Source organism: Flavobacterium cheonanense, assembly GCF_039539185.1.
GTDB classification, from domain to species: domain Bacteria; phylum Bacteroidota; class Bacteroidia; order Flavobacteriales; family Flavobacteriaceae; genus Flavobacterium; species Flavobacterium cheonanense.
Genome location: NZ_BAABCT010000006.1, coordinates 93,750 through 109,960, shown reverse-complemented (window position 1 = coordinate 109,960; position 16,211 = coordinate 93,750). Strand labels below are relative to the sequence as shown.

The following is a 16,211-nucleotide window of genomic DNA, read 5'->3' as shown; positions in this document are numbered from 1 at the left end:
AATGAATTATCATATAATGGTACAAGATAAGTTTTTGGATTCTTATATAGAAGATGTTTACGCAATTGGCGAAGAGCAAAACAACATTTTTCTATTTCGAGGTCAAGAAAATGATACTAATTATGTAAGTACTAAACGAAAAATTGAGTATATCGGGAATGATAAGAAAGTAATTAAAGAACGATTAAAGAGTATTAATAGTTCAGATGCTATCTTTGTTCATTGGTATGATATGTGGATATCTGAGGTTTTATTTGATTTACCTAACAAGATTTATGTAATGATTTGGGGAGGCGAATTTTATTGTGAGCCTTTTTGGCACCATCAATGGGTTTATGATAAAATTACTTTGCAAAATGTAAAGCAACAACTAAAATATCCGAGAATTAAGTTTACATTAAATCCTATAAGTTTATTAAGACAGGTGAAAAGGGCTTATTTTTTTAAAAAAAATTTAAACCTTTCCTATGCTTTAAAAAACAAATATGTAGGAAGGATAGATTTTTTAATTTGTTTAGATAAAAATGATTTATTTTATCAAGATTACCATAAAATTAAAGAGTTGTATCCAGCTTTTCGAGCAAAAAATGTATCGGGTTTTTATGACCAAAATTTTGATAGGGCACAGCAAATAAGCCGAGAAAAGGTAGTCAATTCTCAAGAAATTAATATATTGGTGGGTAATTCTGCCAATGCTGCCAACAATCATTTAGATGCTTTTGAAAAATTAAAAGATATAAGTAACATTGTTGTTATTTGTCCACTTTCGTATGGTGGTAGTAAAAATGAAGTTGAAAAAATTATTGACCAAGGAAAACAAATTTTTAAAGACCGTTTTATTCCTATTACTAATTTTATGGGAAGAGACGAGTATGTAAAATTTTTAAATACTATCGATATTGTTTTTATGTATCATAACAGACAACAAGCTTTTGGTAATATTTGTTCGGCTTTAAGTTTAGGAAAACCAGTTTTTTTAAAATATAAAAACGCTGTAAAAGGTTATTTAGATGGTATGGGAATAAAAATTTATGATGCAGAAGAAATCGAGCAACAAGACTTAAATAAAATTATACAGGAATCAAAAGATAATCTAGATAAAAATGTTGAGATGTTAAAGTCAAGTATATCCGAAGATAAAAGGCTTTCAGATTTAAAATTATTACTAAAAAGTACAAATTAATGCTTTTTTCAATCCTCATAGCCAACTATAACAATGGTTCTTTTTTTAAGGACTGTTATGCTAGTATTATGAATCAAAGCTACCAGGATTTTGAAGTTATAATTGTTGATGATGCCTCTACCGATAATTCTGTTGAGGTGATTGAAAAATTAATTGCAAACGATTCCCGATTTAAGTTATATTTTAATGAGCATAATAAAGGTTGCGGCTATACCAAAAGACGTTGTGCTTCTTTGGCAACTGGAGAAGTATGTGCTTTTGTAGATCCAGATGATGCTATTGTGGTGACTGCTTTAGAAAAAATGGTTTCCTCTTTTAAACTTCATCCAACGGTTTCTTTGGTTTCCTCTAAATATTATTTTACTGATTTGTTTTTGAATAAAACTGGCGAAGGTACTCATGGCGAAGCATTGCCTAACGGAACTTCTTATTTAACTTATGGCAGAGGAGCGATAACGCATTTTTGTAGTTTTAGAAGGAGTAGTTATTTAAAAACCAGCGGAATTGATTCTAAGTTTAAAAGAGCCGTTGACCAAGATTTATATTACAAATTGGAAGAAACAGGATCTCATTTGTTTTTAAATGATTTTCTTTATTATTATCGCATTAATTCCAATAGTATTTCAGCCAATGCTAATTTATTTAAAGCAGAATATTGGCAAATTGTTGCGAAAGAAGACGCTTTTGAAAGAAGGTTAACAGACAAAACGGTTCAGAAAAGTGATTATCACTCTTTTATTTTAGACAAACGTTTTTATTTAATTCAACGGATAAATCGCTCTATTACTAATAAAAAATATTGCAATAAATATTATTTACTCTTAGAATTACTAAAAATTGATTGCAAACACAATCTGTTGTTTTTTGAATTTAAGTTCAAACTAAAATCTATAATTTATAGTAAACTGTAAATCCAATTGACGATGACACCAAAAATTTCTATAATAATTCCTGTTTACAATGTAGCTCAATATTTGGGACAATGCATTGATAGCGTGATGAATCAAAGTTATAAAAACATAGAAATTATATTGATAAATGACGGTTCTACGGATACTTCTAGTTCTATATGTGAAAGTTATGTGGCACTTGATTCTAGAATTCACTTATTTCATCAAGTAAATGGTGGATTGAGTGTTGCAAGAAATACAGGACTTAAAAATGCAACTGGAGATTATATATGGTTTGTTGATAGTGATGATTGGATAGCACCAGATGCCTTAGAATTACTTTTTTCAACACTTCAATCTATGCCTTATGAAGTGGTAGGTTTCTCTAATTTTGATTATTATGAGGATAAAGATGGACTTACAGAGGCCTATAATATTCAAGAAATAAACAAAACAACTGGAACTGATTTTATCAACCAGTCTAGTTTTTTCTTTACAAGTGCCTGCTGCTTTATCTATTCTCATCAGTTTTTAAAACAGAATAAACTACAGTTTGCACCCGGTTTGATGCACGAAGATGATTATTTTAATTTAAGTTGCTTCGGTTCTATATCATCTTGTTGTAAATTGCCAGTTGCTTTGTATTATTATCGTCGAAGACAAGGAAGTATAACCACAGCAGTTAATATGGAAAATTTAAAGAAACGAGTTGTGTCTTATTCTAAATTAATAGACTTGTGTAAGAGAGTTGATAATTTGGATCCTAACTTTTTAAAGAATAAAAGATTGGCATACGAAAAAGTAATTATTTATTTGTTGAATAGTTTTTTAGAAGGTGCTTCATCTTTTAATTCAAAAATTGAATTTACTCGTTTTGTTCAAAAAAGTTTGCCTAAAGTGACTATTTTAAAAACAGACTATAATTATTCTAAAGCAATTTGGCTCCAAAAGAAATTGTACAACATGGGTGCATTTTTTTATTGCAGTTATTTCACAATAGTAAAAAAAGGATAAATATCACTAAATAAAAGTTATGAAGTTAAGTATCGTTTTACCCATTTACAACACTGAAAGTTATCTAGTAAGATGTTTGGACAGTGTGTTTCATCAAGATTTATCCGAAGATGATTATGAGTTGATTGCTATAAATGATGGCTCAACTGATTCTTGTTTGTCAATTCTAAGAGATTACGAAAAAAAGCACAAGAATTTAGTGGTTATCGACCAAAAGAATACTGGAGATTCAGAAGCAAGAAATAGAGGACTAGAAAAAGCTCGAGGTACTTATCTTACTTTTTTAGATTCAGACGATGCTATCGAACACTATAGTTTGGGAACAATAATGAAGAAAGCAGAAGGTGAAAACCTAGACATTCTTTACCTAAGAATGACACAATATGATGAAAACGGAAACTATCTTCAAGAGCTACCTGATTGTGGAAATCCTAAAGAGATTTTGCCTGGATTTGAGCATCCAAGAAGAACTTTTCCGGCTACTTTATACAGAAGGTCATTAACCCAAGGGTTTATCTTTGATAAAGAAATCCTTTTAGGAACCGAAACCGTTTTTAATGCCTTGTCACAAACCAGAGCTTCACGTTGCTCTTATATTGATATTCCTTACTATAAATATACTTTTAGAATGAACTCTATAAGTAAACAAGGTTATACTGAACGTTCTTATTATGGTTATATCAAAGGGATAAAAAACATTAGAGCTTTTCAAAAAGAAGTTCATCCAAATCCAACTGCAATTCAACAAAAGTTCTTTGATGCAGTTATTACTATTTTTATGACAAGAACAGTAGAGTTAAGTATTATGCCAGAAATGAATGAAAAACGATTTAATGAAGTTCAATCGGTTATGAAAGACCTTGGTTTAAATCGTATTCTTGTTGACATGTCAGAAAAATTTCCATATCTCAAGGGTAGTTTTTTTATGTTTTCATCGTATCAAAAGTATTTAGGTTACAAGCAAAAAGTTTATTTATTAGCTCACAATATTAAAAAGCGTTAAAAAAAATAAAAGCTATGGTGACTATTTCTGTAATCATTCCTGTTTATAATGCCGACAAGTTTCTTGAGCGCTGTATAAAATCATTGTTGTCACAAACCTTAGCTTCATGCGAATTTATTTTTGTGAATGATGGTTCTACAGATTCTAGTCAATCTATTTTAGAGCAATTTCAACAAAAAGATGTTCGAATTAAGTTAATTCATCAAGAAAATAAAGGTGTCAGCGAAGCCAGAAATACAGGTTTAAAAATAGCTCAAGGGACTTATATAGGTTTTGTTGATGCTGATGATTATGTAGAATATAATTTCTTTGATACCTTATACCAAACAGCAGAAAAGCACCATTTGGATATTACGGTTTGTAATTATTTTTCGTCACAAGATGGAACTGCTTTTACTTCTAAAGCGCCATTTAAAGAACATGCGGTTTATGAATCGAATACTATAAAGAAAGATATTCTTCCTTATTTTATAAGTCATGAAACTATAAATTCGATTTGGAATAAACTCTATAGAACGAGCTTAATAAAAGATAATGCTATCATTTTTCCCAAAGGTGTTCCGCTTGGAGAAGATGGTTGGTTTAATAGTCTGTGTTTTGCTAAAGCTGACAAAGTCTATTTTTTGTCTTATGCTGGTTATCATTACATTGATGTTTCAGGAAGTGCTACACGAAATATAGTAGGCAAAAACTATTTTCAACGTATTGAGCAAGAGTATGAAAATGACTATTCCCATTTGCAAAATGCCTATTTAGATGCTTCAAATATTTCAGTATTAAAAGCACATAAGTATATTACAAAAGTGGTTTCCTTGTTGCATGAATATTATAATCCAGTAAATGCGATTGAAATTGAAACAAGAAAATTGTTAGTCAAAGAACTTCTTACTAGTAAAACAACTATCAAAATTTTTAAAGACTATTATAAAACTGTATTTTTACAAAAATCGAAATACGAAAGAGTGGTTTTGTTTGCCATAAAACACAAGTTATCAGTACTAATTTCATTAGTTATAGCTTACAGTAACCTACGAAATAAAAGATAAATCATGAAGATATTATTATTTTTTCACGCCGGAAGTTTGAATAGAGGATGCGAAGCTATAGTGCGATCGGCAGTTGATTTGATCAAAGCCAAATATCCAGAAACCATCATCAATTTAGCTTCTTTTGATTATCAATCCGATTTACATATTCCAAATATTGATAAGGTATATGATACAAGACAATTGGACATTAATAGATTTTCATTAAAAGGAATCGTTTCGGCTTTAAAAGTTAAGTTCCAAAACGATGAGACTTTTTACTACAGAGCAAAGTTTAATTCCATCATTAAATTAATTCCAGAACATGATGTTTTTTTATCTATTGGAGGCGATAACTATTGTTATGGTGAACAACCTTGGATTTATGAAGTTGATAAACTAATAAAGCAAGCAGGAAAGAAATTGGTGCTTTGGGGTTCTTCTATTGGTGATGAAGATTTATCTGACGCTAAAATTGCCGATTTAAAATCGATGGATTTAGTTTTAGCACGTGAAACTCTAACTTATACTATTCTTAAGAATAGAGGTGTTTCTAATGTGAAGTTGGTTGCGGATGGCGCATTTACTATGCAAAAAGAAGCAATGCAAACGCCTGAAGGTTGGCAAGAAAGCAATACTATTGGGTTCAATTTTAGTCCACTGGTTTGGAAACGTAATGAGGCTTCTAAACAAGCGGCTTATCTACTTATTCAGCATATTATTGATACTACAGATATGACCATTGCGTTGACACCACATGTGTTTATTCAAGGCAATAATGATTATGAAGTATTGCAACAATTCTATAATGATTTTAAAGCTACTGGACGTGTTTTACTTTTGCCAAATAACTTGAATGCTATTGAATATAAAGGATTAATTGCTAAAATGCGTTTCTTTATTGGCGCTAGAACACATGCTACTATTGCTGCATATTCTTCATTAATTCCTACTTTAGTTCTGGGATATAGCGTAAAATCTAAAGGTATTGCTAAAGATATTTTTGGTTCAGAAAAATTAGTTTTAAGTATCAATGAAATTTCGGATAGTAAAAAATTAATAGTAGCATTTGATGAAATGGTATCAGAGGAACAACAGCTAATTCTAACTTTGGCTAACAACATTCCTACTATAAAAGAGAATGCTAAGAAAGCGGTAACGTATTTATTTGAATTAACTTAATGAAGCAACAATTACTTTTTGTACTTCCAAGTCTTGAAGCCGGAGGCGGTGAAAAGAGTTTGGTGACTTTACTAAACTGCATCAACTATGAACAGTATGATGTTGATTTAGTTTTGTTTGTACCTAAAGGAATTTTCTTAAAGCAATTGCCCAAAAATGTTAAGTTACTATATCTTAACGACGATTATAAAACATTTACTTCTGGATTGTCTTCTGCTATTGTTAGTTTTTTAAAGCAAGGAAAAATGGATATGGCATTTTCAAGATTGCTTTATACTTTTAAATCTAATGTTATTAAGAATAAAGGAAAAGCCGAGCAATATTCTTGGAACCATTTGAAGAAATCAATTGCTTCACTTCCAAAAGAATATGATGCAGCCATTGGGTTTTTAGAAAAATCGTCTATTTATTTTGTAGTTGATTGCGTAAAAGCAAAAAGAAAGATTGGTTTTATTCACAACGATTATGTGAAATTAGATTTAGACGCTTCTTTCGATTTGCCTTATTTTGAAAAGTTGAACACCATCGCCACAGTATCTGAACAATGTGTGACGGTTTTAAAAGAAGTTTTTCCTACTCAAAAAGATAAAGTTCAATTGTTATACAATATAGTTTCTGCCAAATTAATTCATCAAATGGCGGAAGAATCAGTAACTATTGATACTACAAAACCAAGTTTGTTATCAATAGGTCGATTGCACCCACAAAAAGGATTTGACTTAGCAATTGAAGCAGCTGCACTATTGAAAAAGCTAGGTTTAAATTTTGTTTGGTACATCATTGGTGAAGGAGCAGAGCGAACAGCTTTAGAACAAGCTATAACTAAGAATGGTTTAGAAAAGCATGTTGTTTTGTTAGGCATTAAAGAGAATCCCTATCCTTATATAAAGCAAACCACAATTTTTGTGCAACCTTCAAGATATGAAGGAAAATCAATTGCATTGGATGAAGCAAAACTTTTGCATAAACCGATTGTGGTTACCAATTTTACCACAGCAAAAGACCAAATTAACCATTTAAAAAATGGAATTATTTGTGAGATGGATGCCAATAGTTTGGCAGATGCTTTAACAAGTTTATTGCAAAATGAGAGTTTACAAAATGAATTATCTTTACATTTATCTAAAGAATCTTTAGGTTCAGAAGATGAAATAGATAAATTTTATACTTTAGTAAATGGCTGAAAATAAAAAAAATCTCCTTTTTATTATCAATAATTTGAACTGTGGCGGTGCTGAGAAAGCACTTGTTTCTCTTTTGCAAACCATAGATTATTCAAAGTATGCATTAGATTTATTTGTGTTCAAGCACGAAGGTGTTTTTTTTGAGAACCTTCCCAAAGAAGTAGTGGTTCTAGAGGAACAAACCATTGTGCCTTATTTGTATTCCAGTACCAAAAGTGCTATTGTGAAAGCTCTTAAGAATTTTAATTTTAGAGCTATTTATTTAAGAATAGTATTGTTTCTTTTATCTAAAAAATATAAAAGTGGTGTTTTGCAAGAACAGTATTTTTGGAAATATTATTCTAAAGGGCTTTCTAAACTTGAGAAAGAATATGATGTTGCGATTGGTTTCCAAGAGAAAAATCCTATCTATTTTTGTGTTGATAAAGTAAAAGCTAAAAGCAAAATAGGATGGATTCACACTGATTTGGAAAAACTGCAATTGGATTTTGATAATGATAAATACTATTTCGAAAAATTAAATCATATCGTCACTGTTTCAGATGGATTGACGGAACGATTGCAAAGTAAACTTCCAGATTTAAGCACAAAAATCATTACTATTGAAAATATTATTTCATCAAAGATTATCACAGAATTAAGTAAAGAACGTATTGATGTAAATTTTGATTCGACTTATTTTAATCTTATGTATGTTGGTCGAATTGCCAAAGAAAAAGGATTATTCATGGGTTTGGAAGCTCTTAAAATTTTAATCGAAAAAGGTCACAAAGTGCGCTGGTATCTTATTGGCGATGGCGATCAAAAAGAGGCTCTTTTGAATGACGCTAAAAACTATGGAGTTTCTGAGTATTTGTTTTTTCTTGGATTGAAGAGTAATCCGTATGCCTACATTAGTAATGCTTCGGCCTTTATTTTGCCTTCCTTTTTTGAAGGAAAATCCATTTCACTGGAAGAAGCAAAGTTATTGCATAAACCTATAGTGGTTACCAATTTTAGTTCGGCCAAAGATCAAATAGATAATGGTGTTACAGGTTTAATAGCCGATATGAATGCTATTTCAATTTCCGAAAAAGTTGAGCAACTTATCAGTAATAGTTCACTTCAAGCGGATTTAACCAATAATTTGAAAAATACTACCTTTGGCACTGAAAATGAAGTAACTAAATTTTACAATTTGATTTCTAATGGATAGTGCTAACTTGATTACCATTTTTACACCTTGTTACAATAGAGCTCACTTGCTTTCACAATTGTATCTAAGTCTTTTAGAGCAAAATGCTACTAATTTTGAATGGCTAATTGTTGATGATGGTAGTACAGATACTACTAAAGAAGTAGTAGCTAATTTCATTTCAGAAAATAAAATCTCAATTTCATACTACAGCAAACCCAATGGCGGAAAGCACACAGCTATTAATTATGGTGTTCAAAAAGCTAAAGGTACTTTATTTTTTATTGTAGATAGTGATGATTTTTTGTCAAAAGATGCAATACAATTGACAACTGATGCATGGATAAAAATTAAAGATAATGACAAAATAGGCGGTATTATAGGTTTGTCAGAATTTACTAATGGTCAACTTGTTGGTGATGCTTTTTTGGAAGACGAATGGCAATTGTCATTTTCAGATTATTATTTGAAACATCATTTGAGCGGAGACAAATCGGTTGCTTTCAAAACTAGTGTGATGAAGGAATATCCATTTGCAGAAGAAGCAGGAATTCGTTTTGTATTTGAAGCGGTTGTATGGCATGAAATGTCAAAAAAATATGATGTTTTAGCCTTAAATAAAGTACTACAATATAAAGAATATTTAGAAGAAGGTTTGTCTGATAGCTCTTATAAACTATGGTATATCAAATCTTTAGCTTTTTCATATTTTCAATTGATTGCTAATAAAACCTATTCTTTTTCAAGATATCCAAAAACTTATATTTGGAGTTTTATTCATTTAGCCATTAACTCTTTGCTGAGTGGCACTAGTTATTTTGATAAACTACCCTCATTTAAAGATAAATGTTTATATTTAATTTTATTTCCAAGAGGATATTACTCTTATTTGAAAATGAGAAAACTAATTGTGAAGTAATATGATACAGAGAATTATTCAAAAAATATATTATAAGATAAAGGGAATAACTCCAGAGCAACTCACCTTAGAAGCTAATATAAAAGCAGGAATGAAGGTTGGAAAAAATTGTTATGGCTTGATAGGTTGTACTATTGATTATGCTCATTCGTGGTTGATTGAAATTGGTGATGATGTTGTTTTTGCACCTCAAGTTTACTTGTTAGCACACGATACAAGTACAAAAAGAAGCTTGGATTATTCCAGAATTGGAAAAATAAAAATTGGGAATAATTGTTTTATTGGTGCCCGAGCTTTTATTATGCCTGGTGTAACTATTGGGGATAATTCCATAGTTGGAGCAGGAAGTATTGTTTCTAAATCGGTTCCAGCAGATGTTGTTGTAGCAGGAAATCCAGCCAGAGTTATTTGCACTGTTGCCGAATATGAAACCAAGTTGAAATCAACTTTTGAAACATCACCAAAGTTTGGAGAAGAATATACCTTAGATTTTTCTATTACAGATGCTATGAAGCAAGAAATGATAGAGAAGATGGCAAACACAGTAGGATTTGTTAAATAAAAAATATGGTTTACTTACTACTTATAGTATTTTTTACACTTTTATTGGTTCTAATTATTGACTTGTATCCACAATTGAATACTTGGCAAAGCCGTATTAAAATTGGAAGGTTTTCCAATGATGAAGAGTGGAAAGAAAAAGTAAAAATTATTGCTGTGCGATGGTTAAAGCAAACACCTACTATAAAAGTAACCGATAATACGCGTTTAATAATAATTGATATTTTAAAAGGAAATTATAAACGAAATGCTATTCAAAGTTGGCAAGAAGCAGCTTTACTTCTTGGTTTAAATGAATATAAAAGTACAACTCGCAACAAGGAGTTAGATAATTCCATTAATTCCTTCGTTACTTCAAAATTAGATTCAAAAGGAAACTGGATTTTACCACCAACCGAAGTTGATTCGGTAATTTTAGGATATGCTTTATTGAAATTAGATGGTTTTGATTATACAAAGTATAGACCGGCCTTTGATTTTTTGTATGAAATGATTTTAAATTTGAAGGGTTCTGATGGTACGATAGCTTACAGAAAACATACTTCGGATTATCGTTATGTAGATACTATTGGTTTTATTTCTCCATTTTTAGTGCGCTATGGTTTGCTTTTTAATCAACCAGAAGCGATCGCTTTAGGAATTAATCAAATACGTGTTTTTAATTCTCACGGAATGTTAGCTAATCATTTTATACCCTGTCATACTTACAATATTAAAACAAATTTACCAGTTGGATTATTCGGTTGGGGACGAGGTTTAGGTTGGTATGCGATTGGATTAATTGATGCTTGGAGTGAATTGCCAGATGGACATCCTGAAAAGGATGAGGTGACTCAAATGGTAATTGCCTTTGCAAAAATGACACTTTCTTTTCAAAATGATAACGGAAGTTGGAATTGGTTAATAACGAACAGGCAATCTCAATTTGATTCCTCTGCTACAGCCACTTTAGCGTGGTTTTTTGCTAAAGCCAAAGCTATTTCAAGTATTGCTAATGAAAGTGAGCAAGCCAAAGTTAAAGCTCTAAATTATTTAAAACAAGTAACTCGAAGAGATGGTGTTGTAGATTTTTCACAAGGCGATACCAAAACTATTGGAGTGCATTCGCAAGAGTTTGATATTTTACCTTTTACACAAGGTTTTTGTTTAAGAACAATTTTCCATGCATAATTCATGAAACTATTATACATCACAAACGGCTTAAATGGCTCTGGTGGATTAGAACGTGTTCTGTCTATCAAGGCAAGTTATTTGGCTGAAAAGATGGGTTATCAAGTTCATATTGTTTGTTTGAATGATTCACATCTCAAATTGTTTTATGACTTTAGTCCTAAAATAAATTTGCATAGTATTTCAGTTTCAGGAAATCCAGTATCGTATATAAAAAGTTATATTTCTGGGTTAAAAAAGGTGGTTTCTCAAGTAAAACCTGATGTGATTTTGGTTTGCGACGATGGATTGAAAGCTTTTTTCCTTCCTTTATTGATTAAGTCAAAAGCCAAAATGATTTATGAACGTCATGTTTCCAAAACTATTTCGATTGGAAAAAATGCTGGATTTTTAAAAAGAATTACTGCAAAGTTTCAATTTTTTTTAATGAATATTTTAGCAAAAAAATACGATAAATTCGTTGTGCTTACTAACGAAAATTGTAAAGAATGGCCTTTGCAAAATTTAGAAGTTATTTCCAATCCGTTGTCTTTTTATCCAGAAGCATCTGCATCACTTACTGCTAAAAAAGTTATTGCAGTTGGTAAACAAAGTCATCAGAAAGGTTATGATTTATTATTGCAAGCATGGCAAAAAGTGGTTGCTCAACAACCTGATTGGCAATTAGAAATTTATGGAAAAAAAGAACCATCAGAAGGTTTGGAATCTCTTGCGATAGCTCTAAAGATTAATGATAATGTTAGTTTTTTTGAACCAGTTAAATCTATTGAGAAAAAATATCTAGAATCCTCTATTTATGTAATGTCATCTCGTTATGAAGGTTTTGGAATGGTTTTAATTGAGGCTATGGCATGTGGAGTTCCATGTGTTTCATTTGATTGTCCGTATGGTCCAAGCGATATTATTGCTGATGGTGAAGATGGTTTTTTAGTTGCTAATGGCGATGTAGATTTGTTAGCCCAAAAGTTATTATTGCTTATTGAAGACGATGCTATGAGAACTAAGATAGGAAACAATGCTAAAGTTAATGTTAAGCGATTTTTACCAGAAACAATATGCAATCAATGGGATGTACTTTTTAAATCGTTGCTGTCATGAGAAAGATAGTTATCCTTGTCGATCAGATGCATTCTCATGGTGGAATTGAGAAATTGGTTGCTATAAAAGCCAATTATTGGAGTGCTGTCTTTGGCTATGATGTAACTATTTTAAGTACTGAACAAGCTGGAAAACCAATAATTTACGATTTAAACGATAAGGTTAAATTTCAAGATTTAGCCATAGACTTTGATAGAACAAAAAGTTATTTTAGTAGTGTTAATATTTTTAAATTATTCAAAAATATTTTAAAAATTCAACGCTATATTTTTCAGCAAAAACCCGATTTTATTTTAGTTGCTTCACATATTCCGATTACTTATGTTTTGCCTTTTTTTATTAAAGGAAAGACTAAAACAATTAAGGAATTTCACTACACAAAATTTTACGATTCCAATTTAGGAATCAAAAATAAAATTCTAATTTTTGTAGAATCAAGATATGATTATTTAGTAACATTAAGTAAAGAAGAACAAAGCTTTTATTATTCAAATAATACGGTGGTTATTCCAAATCCAATTGAGGAAGAGGTAAACGAACCTTTAATTGCTTTATCTCAAAGACCACTTGTAGCCATAGCTATTGTTAGGTTTGCTCCAGTAAAGCATTTAGAAAGTATGGTTGAGGTATGGGAACAGTTTTACAAAAATCATCCAAAGTGGGAATTGCATTTATATGGTTCTATTGGGAATGAATATTATCAAAAAATTTTTAGTTTAGTTCATGAAAAGCAATTAGAATCAACAATACTATTCAAAGGACAAACCAATGAAGTTTCAAGGGTTTTACAAAGCGCAAGAGTTTTATTAATGACTTCTATTCAAGAATGTTTTCCAATGGTTATTTTGGAAGCCAATGCTGCAGGAGTTCCAGTAATTTCCTATGATTGTCCAACAGGTCCTAGAAATATAATACACAATGAAGAAGATGGATTTATAGTAGCTGTTGGCGATCAAAATGCCTATATAAATTGCTTAGAACAACTTGCTGAAAACACATCACTTTTGAAAGCTATGGGAAGTAAGGCTCAAGAGAACGCATCAAATTATATGCTACCAAAAGTGATGAATCTATGGAATACTATTATATTTGCTAAATCATGATGAGAACATTTTTTTTATTTTTTGGTCAACTATTTTTTATTCCACATGGAGTATTGTTTTTGTTGTCTAGTAATAAAGAAGTTATCGTTCGCGACTTGTATGCTAGAACTTCAGCAAAGCAAGGAGTCATTAATCAATGTTATGATTTGACCAAAGCGTTATTGTTGAGTAAGTATTTTAGAACATTGTTTTACTTTAGAACACAAGGAATTTTTTCTAAAATATTACGAATTTTTTATCCAAAACAAGATTCTTTTACTATAGATGTCCAAACTAAAATTGGTGCTGGATTGCAATTGGCACATCCTTATGCAACGATTTTGAACGCTACTTCTATAGGTGAAAATGTTTATGTAAATCATTTAGTTACTTTGGGTGAAAAGGATGGAAAAAAACCAATTATTGGAAATAACGTACAATTGCACGCCGGATGTATTGTAATAGGAGGTGTAACCATTGGTGATAATGCCATAATTGGCGCAGGTGCTGTAGTTGTTAAAGATGTACCAAAACATGGTGTTGCAGTAGGAAATCCTGCAAGAATAATAGAAAAAAATAGTTAATGAATCTAATACCTGCCGAATATTACACTAACTTATATTATCAATTTTTATTGTTAATGACCTTGGTTGTATTGGCACAAGGTGGAACAAAATTAGAGTCTTCTCAAAATTTGAGTACAAAAAAAGTTTTGGGTTTTGTCATTTTTGTTATTTTATTATTTTATATTGGTTTACGTCCCTTGAATTATCGATTTGGAGATATGGTAATTTATGATAGACAATTTCAAACCTATGCTTCTGGAGCACCATTAAAGATTGAAAAAGATGTACTTTTTGAATATTTTAAATTTGGTGTGGCTCAAATAGCCAGTTCTTCTGTGTTTTTCTTTCTGTGTACTTTTCTATATTTGGTTCCTTTATATTTGGCCTCTAAAAAATTCTTTAAAGACTACTGGTTTTATGGTTTTTTTATGCTCGTAATTTCTTTTTCTTTTTGGACCTATGGTACTAATGGATTAAGAAATGGTATAGCCACAAGTCTTTTTTTGTATGGATTATCTAAAGATAAAAAGTTTATAGTTTTAGCAATTTTGTTTACTAGTACTTTTGTACATAAATCAATGCTGTTGCCATTATTTGCCTATATCGCTACTTTAGTATACAACAATTCGAAAGCCTATTTTTATTTGTGGCTAGCCTGTATTCCTTTATCATTAGCTCTAGGAGGTTTTTTTACAAATTTCTTTATGACTGTTGGAATTGTAGAGGAAAAAGCTATTGGAGTTTATTTAGGACAGTTTGATCAAGCTGCGGAAGGAGTAGAATTGAATGTGGGATTTCGTTGGGATTTCTTAGTTTATAGTGCCTCTGGTGTTTTTGCAGGATGGTATTATATTTACAAACAAAAATATCAAGATAAATTGTATTTGCAATTGCTTAATGTTTTTTTGTTTTGTAATGCCTTTTGGATTTTAGTAATTAGATCTAACTATTCTAACCGTTTGGCCTATCTCTCGTGGTTTATGTTGGGTATTATTATTATCTATCCACTTATAAAGCATAAATTTTTTGAAAATCAGCATCAAGTTATTGTCAAAGTTATACTAGCTTATTTTGCTTTTACCTATATTATGAACGTTTTTGTTTACAAATTATAAATACAAATGAATCCACTGATTACGGTTATAATTCCAGTATATAATGTTTCAAAATATTTGAAGCAATGCTTGGATAGTATTGTAAATCAAACCTATAAAAACCTAGAAATTATTCTTGTAAATGATGGTTCAACGGATGATAGTCTAAAAATATGTGAAGCTTACGAACAATTAGATTCTAGAATCGTTGTTATTTCTCAAGCCAATAAAGGACTTGCCGGAGCAAGAAACACAGGTATTGAAAATGCAAAAGGCGCTTATTTAATGTTTGTTGATAGTGATGATTGGATGGAATTGTACGCCATAGAAACTGCATTTTCCAAAATGGATGAAGTAGATTTGGTTTGTTTTTCTTTTTATAAAGAATATCCAAGTACACAAGTAGCTAGAGTTTTTGGTTTAAATGGAAAATTCGATGCTGCTTTTATGCAAAGAAGAATCACAGGTCCTATTAAGGAAGAACTTTCAGATCCTAGTCATTTAGAAACTTTAGTTACGGCTTGGGGTAAACTATATAAGACAGCTATCATTAAAGAAAACAAAATTCAAGCTAAAAATCTAAGTGAAATTGGAGCTTGGGAAGATGGGTTTTTTACTTGGGAGTATCTCAACCAGTCCAAATCGGTTTACATTTTGGATGTACCAATGTATAACTATAGAAAGTTTAATTCAGAGTCTATAACTTCAAATTACAAAAATAGTTTATTAGACAAGACCAATCATATGTTCGATTTGCTTTCGGAACAATTAAAAAAACATAATAAAGGAACCGACTATCTAGAAGCTTTCAACAATAGAATATGTCTTAGTGTTATTGGGTTGGGTTTGAACGAATCTTTTAATAAAGCTTCTTTTTTTACTAAATGTAAGAACATGAAGACTGTTCTCAATTCTAGATATCATAAAGTAGCCTTTAGAAGTTTGGAATTGCGCTATTTTCCTATACATTGGAAATTATTTTTCTTCTTTTCTAAATATAAGTTAACAGTTCCTTTACAATTATTGTTATTAGCTATAAAAAAAATTATTAAAAAGTAATTTCAAA

The 16,211-nt window shown here is 30.6% G+C and carries 16 protein-coding genes; all 16 read left to right on the top strand.

What is annotated here, in order from left to right; genetic code table 11:
• Position 1: 1 nt before the first annotated feature.
• Genes ABD766_RS11525 through ABD766_RS11450 form a run of 16 tightly spaced genes read left to right on the top strand, consistent with a single transcriptional unit; the run spans position 2 to position 16,204 of the window.
• Positions 2 to 1,183, top strand: a complete 1,182-nt coding sequence (locus ABD766_RS11525) for a TDP-N-acetylfucosamine:lipid II N-acetylfucosaminyltransferase family protein (protein WP_344816838.1) — start codon at positions 2 to 4, stop codon at positions 1,181 to 1,183.
• Positions 1,183 to 2,094 (top strand): glycosyltransferase family 2 protein, encoded by a 912-nt coding sequence (locus ABD766_RS11520; RefSeq protein WP_344816837.1) that lies wholly within the window; start codon positions 1,183 to 1,185, stop codon positions 2,092 to 2,094. Before ABD766_RS11525 ends, ABD766_RS11520 begins: the two co-directional genes overlap by 1 nt.
• Before the next feature lie 12 nt (positions 2,095 to 2,106).
• Positions 2,107 to 3,087: a glycosyltransferase family 2 protein gene (locus ABD766_RS11515; protein ID WP_344816836.1), complete on the top strand. Its 981-nt coding sequence runs from the start codon at positions 2,107 to 2,109 to the stop codon at positions 3,085 to 3,087.
• A gap of 19 nt (positions 3,088 to 3,106) precedes the next feature.
• Positions 3,107 to 4,090, top strand: coding sequence for a glycosyltransferase (locus ABD766_RS11510; RefSeq protein ID WP_344816835.1), 984 nt, complete (start codon positions 3,107 to 3,109; stop codon positions 4,088 to 4,090).
• Between the two features lie 14 nt (positions 4,091 to 4,104).
• Positions 4,105 to 5,136, top strand: coding sequence for a glycosyltransferase family 2 protein (locus ABD766_RS11505; protein ID WP_344816834.1), 1,032 nt, complete (start codon positions 4,105 to 4,107; stop codon positions 5,134 to 5,136).
• Positions 5,137 to 5,139: 3 nt separating this feature from the next.
• On the top strand, positions 5,140 to 6,297 hold the full coding sequence (locus ABD766_RS11500) for a polysaccharide pyruvyl transferase family protein (RefSeq protein WP_344816833.1): 1,158 nt from the start codon (positions 5,140 to 5,142) through the stop codon (positions 6,295 to 6,297).
• A complete protein-coding gene (locus tag ABD766_RS11495) occupies positions 6,297 to 7,481 on the top strand; it encodes a glycosyltransferase (RefSeq protein WP_344816832.1) in 1,185 nt (394 codons plus the stop codon). The genes ABD766_RS11500 and ABD766_RS11495 overlap by 1 nt, the downstream gene beginning before the upstream one ends.
• Positions 7,474 to 8,676: a glycosyltransferase gene (locus ABD766_RS11490; protein WP_344816831.1), complete on the top strand. Its 1,203-nt coding sequence runs from the start codon at positions 7,474 to 7,476 to the stop codon at positions 8,674 to 8,676. Before ABD766_RS11495 ends, ABD766_RS11490 begins: the two co-directional genes overlap by 8 nt.
• Positions 8,669 to 9,574, top strand: coding sequence for a glycosyltransferase family 2 protein (locus ABD766_RS11485; protein WP_344816830.1), 906 nt, complete (start codon positions 8,669 to 8,671; stop codon positions 9,572 to 9,574). The genes ABD766_RS11490 and ABD766_RS11485 overlap by 8 nt, the downstream gene beginning before the upstream one ends.
• A 1-nt stretch (position 9,575) precedes the next feature.
• Entirely contained in the window at positions 9,576 to 10,136 is a 561-nt protein-coding gene (locus ABD766_RS11480; protein WP_344816829.1) for an acyltransferase, read from the top strand.
• A 5-nt stretch (positions 10,137 to 10,141) separates the two neighbouring features.
• Positions 10,142 to 11,305 carry a glycoside hydrolase family 88 protein gene (locus tag ABD766_RS11475; protein ID WP_344816828.1) on the top strand — a complete coding sequence of 388 codons (1,164 nt, stop codon included), beginning with the start codon at positions 10,142 to 10,144 and terminating at the stop codon, positions 11,303 to 11,305.
• A gap of 3 nt (positions 11,306 to 11,308) precedes the next feature.
• On the top strand, positions 11,309 to 12,403 hold the full coding sequence (locus ABD766_RS11470; RefSeq protein ID WP_344816827.1) for a glycosyltransferase family 4 protein: 1,095 nt from the start codon (positions 11,309 to 11,311) through the stop codon (positions 12,401 to 12,403).
• Positions 12,400 to 13,506 carry a glycosyltransferase gene (locus tag ABD766_RS11465; RefSeq protein WP_344816826.1) on the top strand — a complete coding sequence of 369 codons (1,107 nt, stop codon included), beginning with the start codon at positions 12,400 to 12,402 and terminating at the stop codon, positions 13,504 to 13,506. The genes ABD766_RS11470 and ABD766_RS11465 overlap by 4 nt, the downstream gene beginning before the upstream one ends.
• Positions 13,503 to 14,069, top strand: a complete 567-nt coding sequence (locus tag ABD766_RS11460) for a serine acetyltransferase (protein ID WP_344816825.1) — start codon at positions 13,503 to 13,505, stop codon at positions 14,067 to 14,069. Before ABD766_RS11465 ends, ABD766_RS11460 begins: the two co-directional genes overlap by 4 nt.
• The gene (locus ABD766_RS11455) at positions 14,069 to 15,166 is read left to right on the top strand and encodes an EpsG family protein (RefSeq protein ID WP_344816824.1); all 1,098 of its coding nucleotides are present in this window, start codon (positions 14,069 to 14,071) and stop codon (positions 15,164 to 15,166) included. The genes ABD766_RS11460 and ABD766_RS11455 overlap by 1 nt, the downstream gene beginning before the upstream one ends.
• Before the next feature lie 6 nt (positions 15,167 to 15,172).
• Complete coding sequence (locus ABD766_RS11450; RefSeq protein WP_344816823.1) at positions 15,173 to 16,204, top strand: glycosyltransferase; 1,032 nt, start codon at positions 15,173 to 15,175, stop codon at positions 16,202 to 16,204.
• The last annotated feature ends 7 nt before the right edge of the window (positions 16,205 to 16,211 follow it).